Below are 17,866 nucleotides of genomic sequence, written 5' to 3'. Positions count from 1 at the left end.
GTGAGGGGCGCTGCCGGCTCGGCCTGACCCGACAGCGCCCCCGGAGTCCGAGACCGCACGCTGATCCCGCGAGGAGCGTGCGGCCTCCGCTGGAGGCGAGCCTTGAATATCCACGAGTACCAAGCCAAGGAACTGATGCAGGCGCGCGGCGTCGCCGTGCCGCAGGGGGCGGTCGCCCGCACGGTCGAGGAGGCCGTGGCGGCGGTGCGCCCGCTCGTCGAGGCGACAGGCAACCCGGTCGTGGTGCTAAAGTCGCAGATCCACGCGGGCGGGCGCGGCAAGGGCCGCTTTAAAGAGCACCCCGAGGTCGCCGGCGTCAACGTCATCACCGACGGCTTAAAGGGCGGCGTGCGCGCTACCGAGGAGCGGGTGCGCGAGCTCGCCAAAGCGATGCTCGGTTCGACCCTCGTCACGGTGCAGACCGGTGAGAGCGGCAAACAGGTCAACCGCCTCTACATCGAGCAGGGGATCGACATAGGCCGCGAGCTCTACCTCTCGGTGGTGCTCGACCGTGCGGTCGGCCGCAACGTCATGATGGCCTCCACCGAGGGCGGCGTGGAGATCGAAGAGGTCGCCGAGCGCTCGCCCGAAAAGATCCTGCGCGAGCACATCGACCCGCTCGTCGGGCTCGCTAACTTTCAGGCCGCCCGCCTCGCCCACGGCCTCGGCCTCACCGGCGACGCCCTCAAAAACGGGGTGCGCTTTATGCGCGCGCTCGCTAAAGCCGCCGAAGAGCTCGACACCGACATGATCGAGATCAACCCCTTGGTCGTCACCAAACAGGGGCAGGTGATGGCCCTAGACGGCAAGATGAGCTTCGACAACAACGCCCTGTTTCGGCATAAGATGGTCGCCGAGATGCGCGACACCTCCGAGGAGGACCCCGCGGAGCTCGAGGCCAGCAACTACGGGCTCTCGTTTATCAAGCTCGACGGCACCATCGGCTGCTTGGTCAACGGTGCGGGGCTCGCCATGGCCACGATGGACATCATCAAGCACGTCGGCGGCGAACCCGCCAACTTTTTGGACGTCGGCGGCGGGGCGACCACCGAAAACGTCACGGCGGCCTTTAAGATCATCACGAAAGACCCCAACGTCAGGGGCATCTTCGTCAACATCTTCGGCGGCATCATGAAGTGCGACACCATCGCCAACGGCGTCGTCGAGGCGGTGCGGCAAGTCGGGCTCGAGGTCCCCTTGGTGGTGCGTTTAGAGGGCACCAACGTCGACCTCGGCAAACGGATCATCGACGAGTCGGGGCTGAACGTCGTGTCGGCCAAGGACATGAAAGACGGTGCGCAGAAGATCGTGGAGTTGGCCAAATGAGCATCTTAGTCGGTAAAGACACCAAACTACTCGTTCAGGGCATCGGCAACTTCGGCCGCTTTCACGCCGACCGCTCGGTCGCCTACGGCACCCAGGTCGTCGGGGCGGTTCACCCGAGCCGCGCCGGGCAGACCGAGGTCTTCGAGGGCGAGACCGACCACTCTGGCGTGCCGGGCCGCGGGGACACCTACCGCGCCGAGGTGCCCATCTTCTTTAGCGTCAAAGAGGCCGTGGAGGCGACCGGCGCCAACGCCTCGGTCGTCTTCGTCCCCGCGCCGTTTGCCGCCGACGCCATCATGGAAGCTGCCGAAGCGGGGCTGCCCCTCGTGATCTGCATCACCGAAGGGATCCCCATCATGGACATGGTGCGCGTCAAGCGCTACCTCGCCGACAAACCAACCCGTCTCATCGGCCCCAACTGCCCCGGCGTCATCACCCCGCACGAGTGCCGCATCGGCATCATGCCCGGCTACATCCACCGCGCGGGCCGTATCGGCGTCGTCTCGCGCTCGGGGACGCTGACCTACGAAGCGGTGCACCAGCTCACCCAAAACGGCCTCGGTCAGACCACGGCGGTCGGGATCGGCGGCGACCCGGTCAACGGCACGAACTTCGTCGACGTGCTCAAGATGTTTAACGACGACCCCCAGACCGAAGGCGTCATCATGATCGGCGAGATCGGCGGCACCGCCGAGGAGGACGCCGCGGCGTGGATCGCGAGCAACATGCAAAAACCCGTCGCGGGCTTTATCGCGGGGACCACCGCGCCGAAGGGCAAACGCATGGGCCACGCGGGCGCCATTATCTCCGGCGGTAAGGGCACCGCGGCCGACAAGATCGCCGCCCTCGAGGCCGCCGGCGTCGTTATCGCACCGACCCCGACCGACATGGGCGCGGCGATGATGGCGGCGATGCAAAAAGCGGCGTTGGTCTAAGGGTGCTGCGCCTTGTGGCGGGGCCTTCGGGCTCCGCCGCCCTGGCAAGCTACCGAACAAACGCTAGGGGGGTCTTGAATGCACAAAGACGCGTTTAGAGCGCGGCTCTTGGCGCTGCTGAACTCAGACGTCGCGGGACTGTCTCCGAGTGAAAAGGGCGCTTTGGCCAGAAAAGCGCTGTTTGAGTACGAGCGCTCCATCGAGCACCCCGAAGACAACAACCATAAACCGTGGACCGATGACGAACTGCGCGTCATCCTCTCCACAGCCCCTACTCGCGAAAACACGCTCAAGCTCACCAGAGCGTTTAGACGTGGTTACGGGAGCATCGAACAGACCTTCCGTTGGGCCGGCCAAAGCGACAGCCACATTGCGTCCGTGCGCCCAGACGACGCTTTCGCTTAGCAGATACGACGCATCCGCAAAGAGCTCGGTTGGCGCTCTGTCGGGGGCGGCAAGACGTGACGGCTCGGCGCCACCACGCTCCAAGCCGTACATGAATACCAGCCCGGTCGGCTGACCCCCGAGCAAAAAGACACGCTAAGACACCCTCGAGGTTTTGCGCGCTAAAGATCCAGAAACCGCTCGCCGAGGCGCGGCGAAGCGGCGGGGATCCCTTGCGACAGCAAGCTGACGATGACCGGGCTCGGCTCGAGCCCGAGCTCGGTGATCGCCTCTTCGTAGAGGCTAAAGTGCCGCCGCGCCTGTTCGAGGTTGCGGTTCTCGAGGTGGTAGCGGATGAGCTCGAAGGTGCTCGGTTCATGGCAGGGGTCGAGCTTAAAAGCGAGCTTCGCATACGCCGGGATGAGGTGGCGCTGCCCCTCCTCGCTAAGGCGCGGCAGGAGGTCGGCGAGCAGCAAGAGCACGTGCTCTTGGAGGCTCTGGCGGCGGCGCTCCACCCAGTTGGCGTAGTACCCCGGGAGGTAGTCGCCGCGGTAGGCGTCGAGCGCCTCCATGAGCGCCGCGATAGGGGCGCCGGGGCGGAGCCGCTCTAGGGTGGCCGCGTCTTCGCGCACGTGCAGCTCAGCCGAGAAGCGGTAGAGGTTGCCGTCGCGGACGATCGCTTCGCGCCAGCCCAGGGTGCGCCGCGCGCGGCTTAAGGCGACGCTAAACTGCTGTTCGGGGTCGCGGCCCTCGTCGTCCCAGAGGGCTTCGATAAACTCGTCGCGCGAGGCGCCGCCCCCGACCGAAGCGAGAAAGAGCACCACGTCGCGCGGTTTACGCCCGTTCCAATCGTTGATGGCGACCGGTTCGCCGTTTAACACGATGTCGGTGTGGCCACAGGTAAAGAGCTCGAGCACCGCCCGCGGGGTCGCCGCGCCGCTCACCGAGGGGCCGAAAGCCGACTTCGGTGCGGGCGCGGCGGCCGCCTCCGGCTCGGCCGGCCCGCAGCGCAGGGGGCGCGCCGGACAGCCGAGCTCGTCCTCGAGCGCCTGCGCCCGCGCCGCCGCGTCGCGCTGCTCGGTGACGCTGCTTAACAGCCACAGCACCCGCGTCAACTCGCGGCGAGCACCGATCTCGGCGAAAAGGCGCTCGGCCGCCCCGAGCTGCTCGGCCGCCTCGGCGCGCGCCCCCTGGAGCGCGGCGAGCTGCGCCAGGAGCGTGCGCGCGAGCCCCTCGCAGAAGCGGAAGCCGTGCGCGAGGGCGAGCTCGAGGGCCCGTTCGGCGTAGGTCTTCGCCCGCGCCTCCCCCCCCTCGAGGCTAAAAAGGCGCCCCCGCCCCACGAGGGCGTAGGCGTGCGCAAAGGCGTCGGTCGGGCTGCCGTGCAGCGCCGCCTCGAAGTGGCGCGCCGCCTCCTCCGGACGCCCTAGGGCGAGCAGCAAGTCCCCCAGGGTGCAGTGCAGCAGCACGGGGCTCTCGTCGAGCGCGAGGTCGTTCCATAGCGAGAGCGCCCGCAACCCCGCCGAGAGCCCCGCCTCTAGCTCGCCGAGGTCGTAGTAGCAAGCGGCCAAGCTGTTGAGCGCCCCGGTGATCTGGTAGGAGTTGCCGCACGCCTCCCAGAAGCCGAGCGCCTGCTGGTTGAGGAGCAGCGCGCGTTGCGTGTCGCCGGTGTATTCGGCGTGAGCGGCTAGGCCGCGGGTCGCTAGGGCTTTGAAGTAGGGATCGCGGAGCTCGTCGCCGACGCGCTGCACCATCTCAAAGGCGCGCGCCGCCGCGCTAAACTGCCCCAGGCTCATGTGCGCCCGCGCGACCGAGTTGTACGAGAAAGCGAGCTCGCGCAGCTCGCGCAGCTCCCGCAGCTCGGTCAGCACCTCCGGCGCGCGCGCTAGCAGCTCGCGGTAGTGGCGCAGGTTGTGCTCGGCGCGCAACAGCCCGCTGAGCGCGGCGGCGTGGAGCCGCTTGTCGCGCACGCCGAGCTCGAGGGCGCGGCTGTAGAGCGCCCGCGCGGCGGCCGCGTCGCTCTGCACGAGCGCCTCCCCCATGAGGATGAGGAGCTCCGGGTGGTCTTGGAGCGCCGCTTCGGGGAGGCGTTTAAGCCAGAGGGCGAAACGGCTGTAATCCCCCGACTCACGAAACGCGCGGCGCAGCCCTTCGAGCCGCTCGACGATCGCCCCGACTGCCCCGGCGGCGACGAGGTTTTGCAGCGCCTCGACGTGGCCGGCGTCGAAGCGGCCGACCCCCACTTTGAGGTTGAGTTCGCGCCACAGCTCCGGCTGGGTGTGCTCGAGCGTCTCTTTGAGAAAGCTCTTGACGAGCGGTTGCATGTCGTAGAGCGCCTCGGCGCCGCGCGCCTTGCCGGTCGCAAAGAGCAGGGCGTGGCGCCTCACGAGCGCGGGGAGCAGAAGCCGCTCTTCGGGGGTGCAGTAGTGGGCGAGCTCGAGCTCGCTAAAGGGGGCCAGAAGCGCCGCCAAAAAGGCGAAGCGGCGCTCTTCGTCGCTGAGTTCGCCGAGCACCTCGGTCTCGAGGTAGGCGTGAATGAGCCCCTCGGCGTCCCCCGCCCCCTCGACGCGGCTCGAGCCCGCCCCCGCCAGCAGCAGCGACAACCCCGCCGCCCACCCCCCTAGCTGCGCGTGCAGCGCCTCTGCGCGCTCGGCGTCATCACACCCCAGAAGCTGCGCCATCGCGGCGCTCTCCTCGGCGCTGAGCGCGAGCTGCGCCTGCGTCAGGAGCGTCACCTCTTGGTTGGCCACGAGCCGCGCCAAGTTGAGCTGGGTGGGGCTGCGCGAGAGGATCATCAGGTGGCACGTTGGGGGCAAGTAGGTGATCAGGGTGTCGACAAAGCGCGTCACCGCTTCGGCGTCGCCCACGCGGTGAAAGTTGCTGAGGGTAATAAGCAGCGGTTCGCCGAAGCGGTAGAGCGTCGCCGTAAAGAGGCCCGCGAGCTCCCACGGGGTGCAGGGCTTGGGGGTTTCGGGGAGCTCGTCTAAAAAGTTCGGGATGCGCTGCCGGACCGCCTCGCAGAGGTAGGCGTAGAAGGTCTCTAAGTGGGCGTCGTGCTCATCGAGCTCGTACCAGCAGTCGAGGTAAGGGGCGCGCTTGGCGACCTCGAGGGCCAGCACGGATTTGCCGTAGCCGGCGGGCGCCACCATCAGGGTGAGCTTGCGGTCGAGGTTGGCGAGCACGCATTCGTGCAGACGAGGTCGTTCGATCAGCGCAGCTGGCGCGTATGGTCGGATGACCTTTTGCGGCAAAAACCATTTCACGAATGTCGCCCTCCGCCTCTATTTGACCCGCAGTTCGCAACCCTTTGGGCCGCATCCGTCACCGGATGTGAAGGCTACCCCCCCGACTCACCCCAAACTCATGAGGATTTTAGAGCCATACACGGCAGTGTGGCGTTTTACACACCGCTAAACAGTAAAAAAGTTCACATCCGCTCATCCCCCTCACACAACCCCGTCGGCGGGGGCCGCGGGGAAGCGCCTTGCAAAACGCCGCACCTTAGCACGCGAGCGTCAGCGGAGCGTCACGAGAGCTTAGGCGACCGTCGCAGCGCTAGCCCGAAAGGGCCGCAAGCTTGCGACCAAGGCCGCCGCAAGGGTTGCGCAAGGGGGTCGCAAGCCCCTTGCGCCAAGCTGCGGGCCATGAACACACCACGAAATGCGCTCCCCCACCGTCCGCGTCGCGCCGCCTCCACGGCGTCGCACCAAGCGCTCCGCGCCCGAGGGTTCTTTTGGCGGCAGCCGCGCCCCGGTAGGCTCTTTCGCTCCCCTCGGCTGCTCCATCCTTGCTACCGCCGCGCTCGCCCCGGCGATACGGGCGCCTAAGCCGTGCGCAGCCGAGCGCTCAACCGGGTGTTTAACCGGGCGCTCATCGACCTCGAGTACCGCCGGAGCCTGCTCGACAACCTGCGCGCGACGCTCCGCGCCGAGGGCGTCCCCGAGCACGAGCTGCGGCTCCTCGAAGCCCTCGCCCCGCGGACGTTGCGCGAGCTCGCGCAGGCCCTCGAGACCGTTCACGCCCAGACCTACCACTAGCCCCCCCGTCCCACTAGCCCCCCGTCAAAGGAGTCGCTATGCACCTGACGCGTCCTTCGCTCCCCCACCGCCTCCCGCCAAACCCCCTCTGGGCCCTTCTGGGCCTTCTCGTGACGCTCGCGGCGTGTAACGGCGCGACGACCGAAAACGACCTCGGACCGCGCGTGTCGGGGCTTGAGGTCGCGAGCCCGAGCGCGCACACGCTGATCTTTTCGGCGCCGCAGGGGGCGCGCGCCCCCCTGCAAGAGGTCACCGTGCGCAACCCTACCGACCAACCGCTCGAGGTGAGCGACGTGTCGCTAGGCGGGGTCGACGCCGACGCCTTTTTCCTCGAGTCGCCCCCGGCTCTGCCGCTACGCATCGCCCCGCAGAGCAGCTACACCTTCACCATCGGCTTTGCGCCACCTCACGCGGGCAGCCAGAACGCGACCCTGGAGCTCTCCACCGCCAGCCCCCAGAGCACCGCGCGCGTCGCGCTCTACGGCCTCGCCGCGCGCGGCGAGGGGGGGGCGCTCGAGCCCAGCCTCCACGAGATCGTCCAGACCCTCGGGTACGCCATCGACGTCGGCGGCACCGAACTCATCCTGAGCACCAAAGACGCTCCCATCGGCGACGAGATCACCGTCACCCTCTTTGAGCGCGCCTCCGAAGCGCCCGTGACGCTCACCCCCGTCGCCCGCTACGGCCCCGAAGCGTTGCTGCGCTTTGGCTTCGTCACCTTTGACGGCCAGCAGCCAGAGCGCCACGAGCTCGGGCGCGTCGCCCCCGAGGACGCGCAGCGCCTCTTGCCGCCGCTGCAGAGCGGTCAGACGAGCTTTGACCCGGGTGACACCCCGTTCGGCGTGTACGTCCGCTCGGGGTCGCGCGAAGGGAGCACAATCAGCGCGCTCAACACGGGGCTCGCGCGCGCCATCCGCGTCTACCCGCTTAGCGACCGCGTCGGCCGCCCCTTGCGCAACAGCTACCTCATCGCCTTTGAAGAGGCCACCAACGGCGACTACCAGGACGCGGTGTTCGTCCTCCACAACGCCCAACCCTCGAGCGCGCTGCTGCCGACCGAGCTCGAGTCGCCCTGGCAACCCCTCTTTAACGGGCGCGACCTCACGGGGTGGTACACCTACCTCCCCTCGCACGGCGTCGACCACGACCCGGAAGGGGTGTTCAGGGTCGAAGACGGCGTGCTGCACATCCTCGACGTGCCGCAGCGGGGGCGCCGCGAGTTCGGTTACATCGCCACGCACGCGGAATTTGAAAACTACCACCTGCGGCTCGAGTACCGCTGGGGGGAGAAGCGCTTCCCCCCGCGCGAGCGCGCCAAACGCGACAGCGGCATTATCTACCACGTCACCGGCCCCGACGGGGTGTGGCCGCGCGGCGTCGAGTACCAGATCCAAGAGGGCGACACCGGCGACTTCTGGCTGATCGGCGGCACCACGCTCGCGACCACGGTCGCCTCGACGCGCGCCGCCGAGCCGCGCTACAAACAGCACGGCGAACCCTACACGAGCCGCCCCGGCCGCTTTGTCCGCGTCGTCAAAGACGGCACCTACGAACGGCTCGAGGGGTGGAACACCGCCGAGGTGATCGTCCGCGGCAACACCGCCGTGCACCTCATCAACGGCCGGGTCAACAACCGCGCCTACGGCCTTTTTCAACCCGGCCCCGACGGCCAGAAGGTGCCCCTGACCCGTGGCCGCATCCTGCTCCAGGCCGAAGGGGCACAGATCATGTTCCGCAACATCGAGATCCGCCCGCTGCAAGCCGCCCGAGACGACCTGCCGTAGCGGCGCGTCCGGGCGCGCCGACGACCCAGGCGCCGGCCCTCGCCCCGCACCCTCCAAAGGAGAGGACAGCATGTCCGAGTACGCCGTGTCCGAGTACGCCCCCACGACCGACTGCCGCCCCGACCTTGGCCGCGTGGACACCGCGACGCCGCACGCTCTCACCGAGCGGCGTCGCGGGCTGCACGCCGCCTCCCCCCTCGACGCCGCACGGAGGCGCTCAAAGGGCGTCCGGCCCAAACGCGCCCAACCGAGGCGCGCACACCTGCACCGGCGCGCCCCGCTCAGCTTGGCGCTCGGGGAACGGCACGCCCCCGCTCCCCCCCCCGCACTACCGACGCGCCCCGCACGGCGGCCCAAGCACCCTGCTCCCCCCCACCCGTCCGTTCCTACAGCGCTGCCAGCGGACGCTCTCGACGAGGCGCTGCGCGCGTGGCTCGACGAGGAGGTCGGGACGCTCACGCGGCTCGCCCACACCCTGCGCCTTAAGGGCGACTTCGTAGCGGCGCAGCTCATGGAGCGAGAGGTGCGCTACCTGACGCAACAGGTTGTGAGCGCGTGCGCGCGTGTCGGAAAATGACCCTCACACAGCACAGAGAGCGGCGGTTAAGGTAAGGCTATGTGGCCGCTGACCCTCTTTCCTTTACGCCCCTCTCGGCTCGCGCTCGGCGCCCTCGCGCTGGGCGCGCTTTTGAGCGCGTGTGAGCGGGCTACCCCCGTCCCCGGCGTCGTCATTCAGAGCTTTGAAGCCGCTTCGGAAACGCTCAACGTCGGCCAGACGCTGAGGCTGACGTGGCGGACCGAAGGGGCGAGCGCGTGCACCCTCGAGGTCACCCCCGTAGCGGGGGGCGCCCCTGCAGGGACGACCTATGAGCCCGACAACTGCGCCCAGGGGAGCTTGGACCACCCCACGACCGACGCGGGCCGCTTCGAGGCCACGCTGAGCGCCCTCGGGGCCGCCGGGGGCCGCGCCGAGCGCAGCCTCACCTTCGAGGTCGTCGGCGACGCTGACGGCGACCTCGAGGCGCCGACCGCGCGCTTCCGCGTCCTCCCCGGCGACGGCCCCTTGAGCTTCGTCTTCGAGGCAGACGACGCGCCGACCGGCCGCGCGTTGCGCTGGGACTTCGGCGATGGGAGCGCCGCGGAGGGCGCGCGCGTCACCCACCGCTACGCCGCCCCCGGCGACTACACCGTGACGCTCACCGTCGAGGGCGCCGGCGGCAGCGCGAGCGCCTCGCAGCCCCTCGCCGCGCGCGGCGAGCGCCTCGTGCTCTTTGACGGCAGCGACCTCGAGGCGTGGGAGCGCGTCGCCGGCGGCGAGGCCAACTGGCCGGTCGAGGACGGCGCTTTCGAGGTGCTGCCGGGAGCACGCGTCAGCGAGAACAACCTCCGCACCAAAGAAACCTTCGGCGACTTTCGGCTGCACCTCGAGTTCTGGGTCCCCGCGACCCCCGAAGGCACCCCCCCCCAAGCGCGGGGCAACAGCGGGGTCTACCTGCAGGGGCGTTACGAGGTGCAGATCCTCGATTCGTACGGGGTAACGCTCACAGGCGCCGACGACGCGGGGGCGATCTACGGGGTTAAAGACGCCGACGTCAACGCGAGCCTCCCCCCCGAAACCTGGCAGCGCTTTGACATCACCTTCCGCGCGGCGCGCTTTGCGGGGGGGCGCAAGGTCGAAAACGCCCGCGTCAGCGTCCGCTGGAACGGCGTGCTGGTTCATGACGACGTCGAGATCCCGCGCCACACGCTCCTGGGCGACCCCGAGGGTCCGGAGGACGGCCCCGTGGTGCTGCAAGACCACGGCAGCCGCGTCCGCTTCCGCAACGTGTGGCTCGAGCCGCTCTAGCCTACCCCGGAGCGCGGGAGCGGCGCCGACACGTGTTACGGTCGTTTCATCCGGTTTCTTGCCACAATGCACCTAAGGAGGGCTATGTTGAGACGTACGGATGTTAAAAAGCTCGGTTTTTCCCTCTCGGCCTTGACGCTGCTCGGGGTGCTCGGCGCCTGCGAGCGCGACGCCCGCCCCCCCGTCGACCCACCGGCGGGCCTCACCATCGAGACCCTCGACGCGGCGCCGCTCTCGGCCACGGCGGGCGAACCCGTCACCTTTAGCTGGCGCGTGCGCGGCGCTGACGCCTCGGCGCTCCGCTGCACCCTCGACGTCACGGGCGACGGCGCCCCCGACTACACCTTCGAGGGCGAGGCCTGTTTGAGCGGCAGCCAAGAACACACCTACGCGGCGCCGGGCACCTTCTCCCCGACCCTGCGCGTCGCCGCCGGCGGCGAGAGCACCTCGCGCAGCGGCCCGAGCGTCACGGTCACGGGGGCGAGCGGCAACTTCACCACCCTCACCTGGAGCCCCGCCGCGCCGCAACCCATCGGCGTCGCCGAAGCGCAGGGCCGCGCGCTTAACGGCAAACTCTACGTGTTTGGCGGCTTCGACAAAGAGAAGCGCTGCTGCACCCCTACCGACCGCGCCCAGGTCTACGATCCCGAGACCGACACCTGGACGCCGCTCGCGCCGCTGCCGCCGATGAACAACACCGGTCACGGCGGCGTCACCCACGCGGGCATGGCGACCGACGGGACCGACTTCTTCTTCGCCGGCGGCTACACCGCGAATAACAGCGGGACGGGGCAGATCTTCGGCACCAAAGAGGTGTGGCGCTACAACGTCGCCGAAGACAGCTACACGCGCCTCCCCGACCTCCCGGTCGAGCGCTCGGCGGGGCAGCTCGAGTACCTGGACGGCCGTCTGCACTACTTCGGCGGCTCCAACCTCGCGCGCACCCAAGACACCCCCGAGCACTTCGTGCTCGACCTCGCGGGGGGAGCGCAGAGCTGGACGGAGGCCGCGCCGCTACCCAACCCGCGCAACCACATGGGCTCTGCGGTGCTCGGCGGCCGCATCTACGCCGTCGCGGGCCAGCACGACCACGACCACAACCTCGTGACGCAAAACGACGTCCACGCCTACGACCCCGAGACCGACACCTGGGAGACGCTCGCACCGCTGCCCAAAGCCGTGTCGCACATCTCGAACTCGACTTTCGCCATGGGCGGGCGCATCATCGTCGTCGGCGGCGAGATCGCGCACCTCAAGCCGATCACCGACGTCTTCGCCTACGACCCCGAGACCGACACCTGGACTTCGCTCACCGACCTGCCGCACGCGCTGCAGTCGGCCGTGGCGGACGAGATCAACGGCGAGATCTTCCTGACGGGCGGCTCGGGCGGCGGCTGGCGCGCCGAGACGTACCGCGCGACCCCGCAGGACTAACTCACCCTTAAGACCTCGAGACCGCGCCGCGCGGGGGCCTGCCCCCCGCGCTTCAGCTTTGTGGCGCGCCTTGACATAAAGCGCCCCCCTGCACGCCGCGAGGCCGCTGGTAGCTACGCCGCGCGGAACTGCCCTCAGGGGGCGCTCACGACCGGTTCGCGGGCGGTGCACCCGAACCGAGGCCGGGGTTACCGCAAGCGCACCGCAAGTTGCAAGCGGCAAGGTAGGGTCATGGACAAAAACGCGCGGCACCCCATCGGTCCCTCGACCCCTCCGTCGCCCCCGCAACCCGTGCGCCCGATCGTCACCCGCCCTCGCCCCGCGCGCCCGGCGCGTCCCTACCGACCCGAGGCGGCGAGCGCCGAAGCGGTCGGTACGCTCCCCAACCTCGTCATCATCGGCGCGATGAAGTGCGGCACCACGAGCCTGCACGAGTACCTCGACTGCCACCCCGAGGTCTTTATGTCGCGGCGCAAGGAGACGAACTTTTTCGTCGCCGAGCACAACTGGGCAAAGGGGCTCGCCTGGTACCGGTCACACTTTCCGGAGAAAAAGCGGGTCATCGGCGAGTCCTCACCCAACTACACGCGCTTCCCCCTCTACGCGGGGGTGCCCGAGCGGATGCACAGGGTCTTGCCGGGCGCCAAGCTGCTCTACTGCGTGCGCGACCCCATCAAACGGATGGTGTCGCACTACGTGCACTCCTACTCGCTGGGGCGCGAACACCGGCCCTTCGCCGAGGCGATGCTCGAGCGAAAGAACAACCGCTACTTGGTCTCGAGCCTCTACCACTTCCAGCTCGAGCAGTACCGGCGCTTTTACGACCCGAGCCAGATCAAGGTCGTCGTGCTCGAAGAGCTCTACCGCGACCCGCTCGGCACCCTGCAAGAGGTCTTCGCCTTTTTAGGCGTCGACCCCACCTACGAGGACTCGCGCTTTACAAAAGCCTCCGCGACGATGCCCGCCGCCGCGACCCGGCGCCGCAGCCCGCTCAAAAACTGGATGGTCGCGCGCAAACTGCGCGGCGTCTACTGGCTCGAGCGCAACGCCCCGTGGGTCTTTGGCCCGCCTATCAAGACGCCGCAGGTCACCCCGGCGCTGCGCGCCGAACTCACCGCCATGCTCCAGGAGGACGTTCAGGCGCTGCGCGCGCTGACCGGCTTGTCGCTGGGGGCGTGGTCGCTCTAGCCCGCGGGCTTTGGCGCGCGTCAGCACTGCACGCGCGCTTTTAGGCGTCTTGACAAGCTTTTCGCCGACCCGTACAGTTGAGCTACTTTGGCGACAGCTGGGCATCCCCTGCTCTAAGGCGTTGGGCATACTTGCCGCCCCGAGCCGGCGCTACGGCGCTCTAGGGGCGCGAAAGGAGTAGGTCGTGAAGCGACTCGGGGTGTTGGGTGTGTTTGTCTTCGGTGCGGTGGCCGCCGCACAGACTGTCGGCGTGAGCTGGTCGAACTTTCAGGAGGAGCGCTGGCGCACCGACGAGGCGGCGATCCGGGAAACGCTGGAGGCGCTCGGCGCGCAGTACGTGAGCGCCGACGCCCAGAGCTCACCCGAAAAGCAGCTCGCCGACGTCGAGAGCCTCATTACGCGCGGCGTGGACGCGCTTATCATCCTCGCTCAGGACAACGAGGCCATCTTGCCGGCGGTCTCGCGCGCCGCGCAGGAGGGGATCCCGGTGGTCGCCTACGACCGGCTGATCGAGGACCCCGGGGTCTTCTACCTCACCTTCGATAACGTCGAGGTCGGGCGCCTGCAAGCGCAAGCGGTCTACGACGTGCAACCCACGGGCAACTACGTCTTTATCAAGGGGAGCCCCACCGACCCGAACGCCGACTTTTTGCACCAGGGGCAGCTCGAGGTGCTGCAGAGCGCCATCGACAGCGGCGACATCACCGTCGTGGGTGAGCAGTACACCGACGGCTGGCTTCCCGAGAACGCGCAGCGCAACACCGAGCAGATCCTTACCGCCAACAACAACGAGGTCGACGCGGTCGTCGCCTCGAACGACGGCACGGCGGGCGGGGTCGTCGCGGCGCTCACGGCGCAGGGGCTCGAGGGCATCCCGGTCTCGGGCCAAGACGGCGACCACGCGGCCCTTAACCGCATCGCGCTGGGTACGCAGACGGTGAGCGTCTGGAAAGACGCCCGCGAACTCGGGCGGGCCGCCGCCGAGATCGCCGTGGCGCTCGCCCAAGGCGCCGCCCTCGACGAGATCGAGGGGGCGACCACCTGGAGCGACGGCCCGCGCGGCGTCGAGATGAACGCGATCTTGCTCGAGCCCATCCCCATCACCCGCGACAACCTCGAGGTGGTCATCGACGCCGGTTGGGTCGACCGCGACACCGTCTGCGCCGGCGTCGACCCCGAAAACGCCCCGAGCGCCTGCCAGTAAGGGGCGCCGGGCGGTCTCACCGCATGATCTCCACCCCAACCAAACGACCCCGCCGCGCGCCCGCCCGCGCGCGCGGGGTTTTGCGGGCGCTCGAGCTCGACACCCGCTTGCTCGGCATGGTAGGGGCGCTGCTGGCCATCTGGCTGCTCTTTCACGTGCTCACGGGGGGCACCTTTTTGACCGCGCGCAACCTCTGGAACCTGGCCGTGCAGACGAGCGTCGTCGGCATCATCGCCACCGGTATGGTGTTCGTCATCGTCACGCGGCAGATCGACCTCTCCGTGGGCTCGCTGCTGGGCTTTTTGGGGATGGTCATGGCGGTCTTGCAAGTCGACCTCTTCCCCGCGGGCGCCCCTTGGAACTGGCTCGCCACGCTCCTCGTGGGGCTCCTGCTGGGGGCGCTTTTGGGCGCCTTTCAGGGCTACTGGGTCGCCTATCAGGGGGTGCCGTCGTTTATCGTGACCTTAGCGGGGCTGCTCATCTTTCGCGGCGGCGCCTGGCTCGTCACGCAGGGGCGCACCGTGGCGCCCCTAGACCCCACCTTTCAGATTCTCGGTGGCGGTGTCAGCGGCTCTATCGGCGGCACCTGGAGCTGGGTCGTCGGCGGGGTGGCGGTGGCCGCGCTGCTGATCGGCAACGCCCGCGCACGCGCCAAACGCCGCCGCTTGGGCTTTCACGTCAAACCGCTCTGGGCCGAGGTCGTCACCCAAGGGGTGCTCGTGGCGCTCATCGTGGGCTTCGTGATGGTCATGAACGCCTACACCCAGCCGCGCAGCACCGTCCCCCGCGGCATCCCCGTACCGGTCCTAGTGACCCTCGCGCTGGCTCTCGCCATGAGCCTCACGGCGCGGCGCACCCGCTTCGGCCGCTACGTCTACGCCATCGGCGGCAACCCCGAAGCGGCGCAGCTCGCCGGCATCGACACGCGCCGCGTGCGCCTGCTCGTCTTCGTCATCACCGGCGTCCTCTGCGCGCTCGCCGGGGCGGTCGCTTCGGCGCGCCTGAATGCGGGCGCTAACTCCACGGGGACGCTCACCGAGCTCTACGTCATCGCCGCGGTCGTGATCGGCGGCACCTCGCTCGCCGGGGGCTACGGCACGATCTCGGGGGCGCTCTTGGGAGCGCTCCTGATGCAGAGCCTGCAGAGCGGTATGGTGCTGCTCGGGCTCTCGAGCCCTTTGCAGCAGGTCGTCATCGGTCTCGTGCTGATCCTCGCGGTTTGGCTCGACGTCCTCTACCGCCGCCGCAGCGGCGCGCTGGAGGGCCCGTGACCCCCCAGCGCACGGCCCCTCAACCCGCGCCCCTCGTCGCGATGCGAGGCGTCTCGAAAGCCTTCGGCGGGGTGCACGCGGTGCAGGGGGTCTCCATCGACCTCTTTCCGGGGGAGGTCTTGGGCCTGTTGGGCCATAACGGCGCGGGCAAATCGACGCTCATCAAGATCCTCTCCGGCGCCCTCGTCCCCGACGAGGGGGAGATCTGGGTGGGGGGGCGGCGCGCGAGCATCCGCTCCCCGCGCGACGCCAAAGCCTACGGGATCGAGACCATCTACCAAGCGCTCGCGCTCGCGGACAACCTCAACGCGCCCGCTAACATCTTTCTGGGGCGCGAGCTCACGGGGCCCTTCGGCGGCCTCGACGACGACGCCATGGAGAGCGAGGCGCGGCGCGTGCTGGACCGGCTCGACCTCAAGATCACCTCGCTGCGCGTCCCCGTGCGCAGCCTCTCGGGGGGGCAGCGCCAAGCGGTCGCCATCGGTCGCGCGCTCCTCTTTAACGCCAAGGTCCTCATCATGGACGAGCCCACGGCCGCCCTCGGGCCGCAGGAGACGCGCAAGGTCGGCGACCTCATCCGCAGCCTCAAAACCCAGGGGTTGGGGATCGTGCTGATCAGCCACGACATCCACGACGTCTTCGGCTTGGCCGACCGCATCAGCGTGATGCATAACGGGCGCCTGGTCGGCACCCACGCGGTCGCCGACGTGACCCAAGACGACGTGCTCAGCATGATCATCCTGGGCCGAGACCTCAAGGGGAGTGCGAGCGCCGCCTGAAGACCTTGGCGACGTGCTCGGCGTAGGCCGACGCCTCACTCCCCTGGGCCGAGCGCGCAGTGCGTGGTATGCACACCGCACGCGTGTGACGCGTAACGCTCGGGTGGTGCACGCTCCTCATGACACTGAACGTAGCGTTAGCCTAGAATGAGACTCGTGAACACCTTTTTGCGCAGCCTCGAGGCCGACCCCGAAGAGCAGCGCGTCTCCAAGGCGGCGATCCACCTCCGCTCCCTCGTCTTCGGGCGCTTAAGCGACGACCACGCCGTCGCGCTCGCGCTGCTGCACGAGCTGCGCGGGCTCTACCGCCGCGCCTACGGCACCGAGCAGGTGCTTAGAGACCACCACGCCACGCAAGAGACGGCGCTGCTGGCGCACCTGCGTCAGCTCGGTCTCCCCTGCTGCCCGGACGAACTCGGGCCCGAGGAGCGCGCGGCGCTGCTCGGGCGCTGGCAGCGCTCCTGGTCGGAGCTGCCGCGCCCCTTCGACGCGCTTATGGAGCGCTTTTTGAGCGACCTCACCGCCCCCCTCGCCCCTTCTGCATAACCTTCAGCGCGCCCCGCAGGCCGCCGCGCTGCGTGACGCGGCGCTACGGTGCGGTACGTGATGCGATGTGTGCGTGACGCGGCGCGAGACGTGATGCAATAAGCGTATGCCACCCAAAGCGGAACAGCTGCGCGCCTTCGACGCCGTCGCCCGTTACCGCAGCGTCACCCAAGCGGCGCGCGCCTTGGGGCTCAGCCAACCGGCGCTCAGCCGTCAGCTCGCTCAGCTGCAGGAGGCGCTCGGCCGCCCCCTCTACCGCCGCACCGCGACGGGGGTCGACCTCACCCCCTTCGGCGAGGCGCTGCTGCCGCACGCGCGGGCGGTGAGTGAGGCGCTCGAGCGGGCGCAGCGGTTTTTGCAGGGCGAACACCCGGAGCGCGTCACGCTGCGCGTCGGGCTCAGCCATCACCTCGTCACGGCCTACACCGTGCGCTTGCTGCGCAACCTGCGCGCGGCTAGTGCAGCGGGGGCCGAGCTGAGCGTGCACATGAGCGAGGGGTATTCGCAGCAGCTCCTGGACGCGGTCGCGCAGCGCGCGCTCGACGCGGCGCTCGTGTTGGGCGACGCCCAAGACCTCCCCGACGCGCTCGTCGCGAGGCGCATCAGCGAAGAGCCCCTCTGCTTGCTCGTCAAACCCGACGACCCCCTCGCCGCTCAAGCGCTCGTCCCGAGCAGCGCGCTGCACGGTGAGACGCTCGTGTTGCCCGCTTCGGTCAGCTGGCTGCATGGGCGCTTGCAGCGCTACCTCGCCTCGGCGCTTATCACCCCGGGGCGGGTGATCGAAGTCAGCGGCCCCTTCGCCGTGCGCTGCGCGGTGCTCGAGGGTCTGGGCATCGGCGTTTCGGTGCGGAGCTTTGTCCAAGCTGAGGTCGACGCGGCCCTGCTGCGCACCGTCGGTTTCGAAGCGGACGGCTTTATCGCCGGGGTGCAGCTGGTGACGCGCGCACCCGACACGTACGACCGCGCCGCCTGGACGGCGCTCAGTACCCTCGTGCCGTGACCCCAGGGTGTGGGTACCCGTACGCCCGCCGACCGGTTATTTGGTTTTTCTATAAGCGTAATAGCAAGATGATATTTGCTTATAGCGCGGCCGACCGCTAAACTACCTCCAAAGGACAACCGGAGACACGGCGCG

Annotated in this window: 15 protein-coding genes; 14 read left to right on the top strand and 1 reads right to left on the bottom strand. The window is 68.9% G+C overall.

Features of this window, described 5'->3' with window-relative positions:
• Positions 1 to 102: 102 nt before the first annotated feature.
• The 3 genes from sucC to TRAD_RS15145 all read left to right on the top strand — a co-directional run bounded on the left by sucC (position 103) and on the right by TRAD_RS15145 (position 2,666).
• Positions 103 to 1,326: an ADP-forming succinate--CoA ligase subunit beta gene (gene sucC, locus TRAD_RS06260; RefSeq protein ID WP_013177752.1), complete on the top strand. Its 1,224-nt coding sequence runs from the start codon at positions 103 to 105 to the stop codon at positions 1,324 to 1,326.
• Positions 1,323 to 2,261: a succinate--CoA ligase subunit alpha gene (gene sucD, locus TRAD_RS06255; RefSeq protein WP_013177751.1), complete on the top strand. Its 939-nt coding sequence runs from the start codon at positions 1,323 to 1,325 to the stop codon at positions 2,259 to 2,261. Before sucC ends, sucD begins: the two co-directional genes overlap by 4 nt.
• Before the next feature lie 108 nt (positions 2,262 to 2,369).
• Positions 2,370 to 2,666: a hypothetical protein gene (locus TRAD_RS15145; RefSeq protein ID WP_185095206.1), complete on the top strand. Its 297-nt coding sequence runs from the start codon at positions 2,370 to 2,372 to the stop codon at positions 2,664 to 2,666.
• 161 nt (positions 2,667 to 2,827) lie between these two features.
• Here the strand turns inward: TRAD_RS15145 and TRAD_RS06245 are convergent, their stop codons facing one another.
• A complete protein-coding gene (locus tag TRAD_RS06245) occupies positions 2,828 to 5,905 on the bottom strand; it encodes an AfsR/SARP family transcriptional regulator (protein WP_013177749.1) in 3,078 nt (1,025 codons plus the stop codon).
• Between the two features lie 567 nt (positions 5,906 to 6,472).
• On the opposite strand from TRAD_RS06245, the gene TRAD_RS06240 reads away from it, so the two are divergent.
• The 11 genes from TRAD_RS06240 (at position 6,473) to TRAD_RS15135 (ending at position 17,731) form a co-directional block, all read left to right on the top strand.
• Positions 6,473 to 6,679, top strand: coding sequence for a hypothetical protein (locus TRAD_RS06240; protein WP_013177748.1), 207 nt, complete (start codon positions 6,473 to 6,475; stop codon positions 6,677 to 6,679).
• A gap of 38 nt (positions 6,680 to 6,717) precedes the next feature.
• Positions 6,718 to 8,463 carry a 3-keto-alpha-glucoside-1,2-lyase-like domain-containing protein gene (locus TRAD_RS15140; RefSeq protein WP_013177747.1) on the top strand — a complete coding sequence of 582 codons (1,746 nt, stop codon included), beginning with the start codon at positions 6,718 to 6,720 and terminating at the stop codon, positions 8,461 to 8,463.
• Between the two features lie 70 nt (positions 8,464 to 8,533).
• Entirely contained in the window at positions 8,534 to 9,040 is a 507-nt protein-coding gene (locus TRAD_RS06225) for a hypothetical protein (RefSeq protein ID WP_013177746.1), read from the top strand.
• A 39-nt stretch (positions 9,041 to 9,079) separates the two neighbouring features.
• Positions 9,080 to 10,309, top strand: a complete 1,230-nt coding sequence (locus tag TRAD_RS16505; protein WP_013177745.1) for a 3-keto-alpha-glucoside-1,2-lyase-like domain-containing protein — start codon at positions 9,080 to 9,082, stop codon at positions 10,307 to 10,309.
• 84 nt (positions 10,310 to 10,393) lie between these two features.
• Positions 10,394 to 11,743: a Kelch repeat-containing protein gene (locus TRAD_RS06215; RefSeq protein ID WP_013177744.1), complete on the top strand. Its 1,350-nt coding sequence runs from the start codon at positions 10,394 to 10,396 to the stop codon at positions 11,741 to 11,743.
• A 231-nt stretch (positions 11,744 to 11,974) separates the two neighbouring features.
• Entirely contained in the window at positions 11,975 to 12,931 is a 957-nt protein-coding gene (locus TRAD_RS06210; protein ID WP_013177743.1) for a sulfotransferase family protein, read from the top strand.
• Positions 12,932 to 13,115: 184 nt separating this feature from the next.
• Positions 13,116 to 14,135: a D-xylose ABC transporter substrate-binding protein gene (gene xylF / locus TRAD_RS06205; protein WP_013177742.1), complete on the top strand. Its 1,020-nt coding sequence runs from the start codon at positions 13,116 to 13,118 to the stop codon at positions 14,133 to 14,135.
• Positions 14,136 to 14,158: 23 nt separating this feature from the next.
• The gene (locus tag TRAD_RS06200) at positions 14,159 to 15,406 is read left to right on the top strand and encodes a sugar ABC transporter permease (protein ID WP_013177741.1); all 1,248 of its coding nucleotides are present in this window, start codon (positions 14,159 to 14,161) and stop codon (positions 15,404 to 15,406) included.
• Between the two features lie 41 nt (positions 15,407 to 15,447).
• Complete coding sequence (locus TRAD_RS06195) at positions 15,448 to 16,185, top strand: ATP-binding cassette domain-containing protein (RefSeq protein ID WP_083770916.1); 738 nt, start codon at positions 15,448 to 15,450, stop codon at positions 16,183 to 16,185.
• Positions 16,186 to 16,341: 156 nt separating this feature from the next.
• Positions 16,342 to 16,731, top strand: coding sequence for a hypothetical protein (locus tag TRAD_RS16280; protein ID WP_041947173.1), 390 nt, complete (start codon positions 16,342 to 16,344; stop codon positions 16,729 to 16,731).
• Positions 16,732 to 16,837: 106 nt separating this feature from the next.
• A complete protein-coding gene (locus TRAD_RS15135) occupies positions 16,838 to 17,731 on the top strand; it encodes a LysR family transcriptional regulator (RefSeq protein WP_013177738.1) in 894 nt (297 codons plus the stop codon).
• Positions 17,732 to 17,866: the final 135 nt, after the last annotated feature.

Source organism: Truepera radiovictrix DSM 17093, assembly GCF_000092425.1.
Classification (GTDB): Bacteria; Deinococcota; Deinococci; order Deinococcales; family Trueperaceae; genus Truepera; species Truepera radiovictrix.
Note: the sequence above shows the minus strand (reverse complement) of the source record. Positions and strands in the feature narration are given on the sequence as shown.

Excerpts from the sequence above, each read along its gene's own strand:
- sucD (WP_013177751.1), top strand. The coding sequence starts at position 1,323 with ATGAGCATCTTAGTCGGTAAAGACACCAAACTACTCGTTCAGGGCATC.
- TRAD_RS15140 (WP_013177747.1), top strand. The coding sequence starts at position 6,718 with ATGCACCTGACGCGTCCTTCGCTCCCCCACCGCCTCCCGCCAAACCCC.
- TRAD_RS06225 (WP_013177746.1), top strand. The coding sequence starts at position 8,534 with ATGTCCGAGTACGCCGTGTCCGAGTACGCCCCCACGACCGACTGCCGC.
- TRAD_RS16505 (WP_013177745.1), top strand. The coding sequence starts at position 9,080 with ATGTGGCCGCTGACCCTCTTTCCTTTACGCCCCTCTCGGCTCGCGCTC.
- TRAD_RS06215 (WP_013177744.1), top strand. The coding sequence starts at position 10,394 with ATGTTGAGACGTACGGATGTTAAAAAGCTCGGTTTTTCCCTCTCGGCC.
- TRAD_RS06210 (WP_013177743.1), top strand. The coding sequence starts at position 11,975 with ATGGACAAAAACGCGCGGCACCCCATCGGTCCCTCGACCCCTCCGTCG.
- TRAD_RS06200 (WP_013177741.1), top strand. The coding sequence starts at position 14,159 with ATGATCTCCACCCCAACCAAACGACCCCGCCGCGCGCCCGCCCGCGCG.
- TRAD_RS06195 (WP_083770916.1), top strand. The coding sequence starts at position 15,448 with ATGCGAGGCGTCTCGAAAGCCTTCGGCGGGGTGCACGCGGTGCAGGGG.
- TRAD_RS15135 (WP_013177738.1), top strand. The coding sequence starts at position 16,838 with ATGCCACCCAAAGCGGAACAGCTGCGCGCCTTCGACGCCGTCGCCCGT.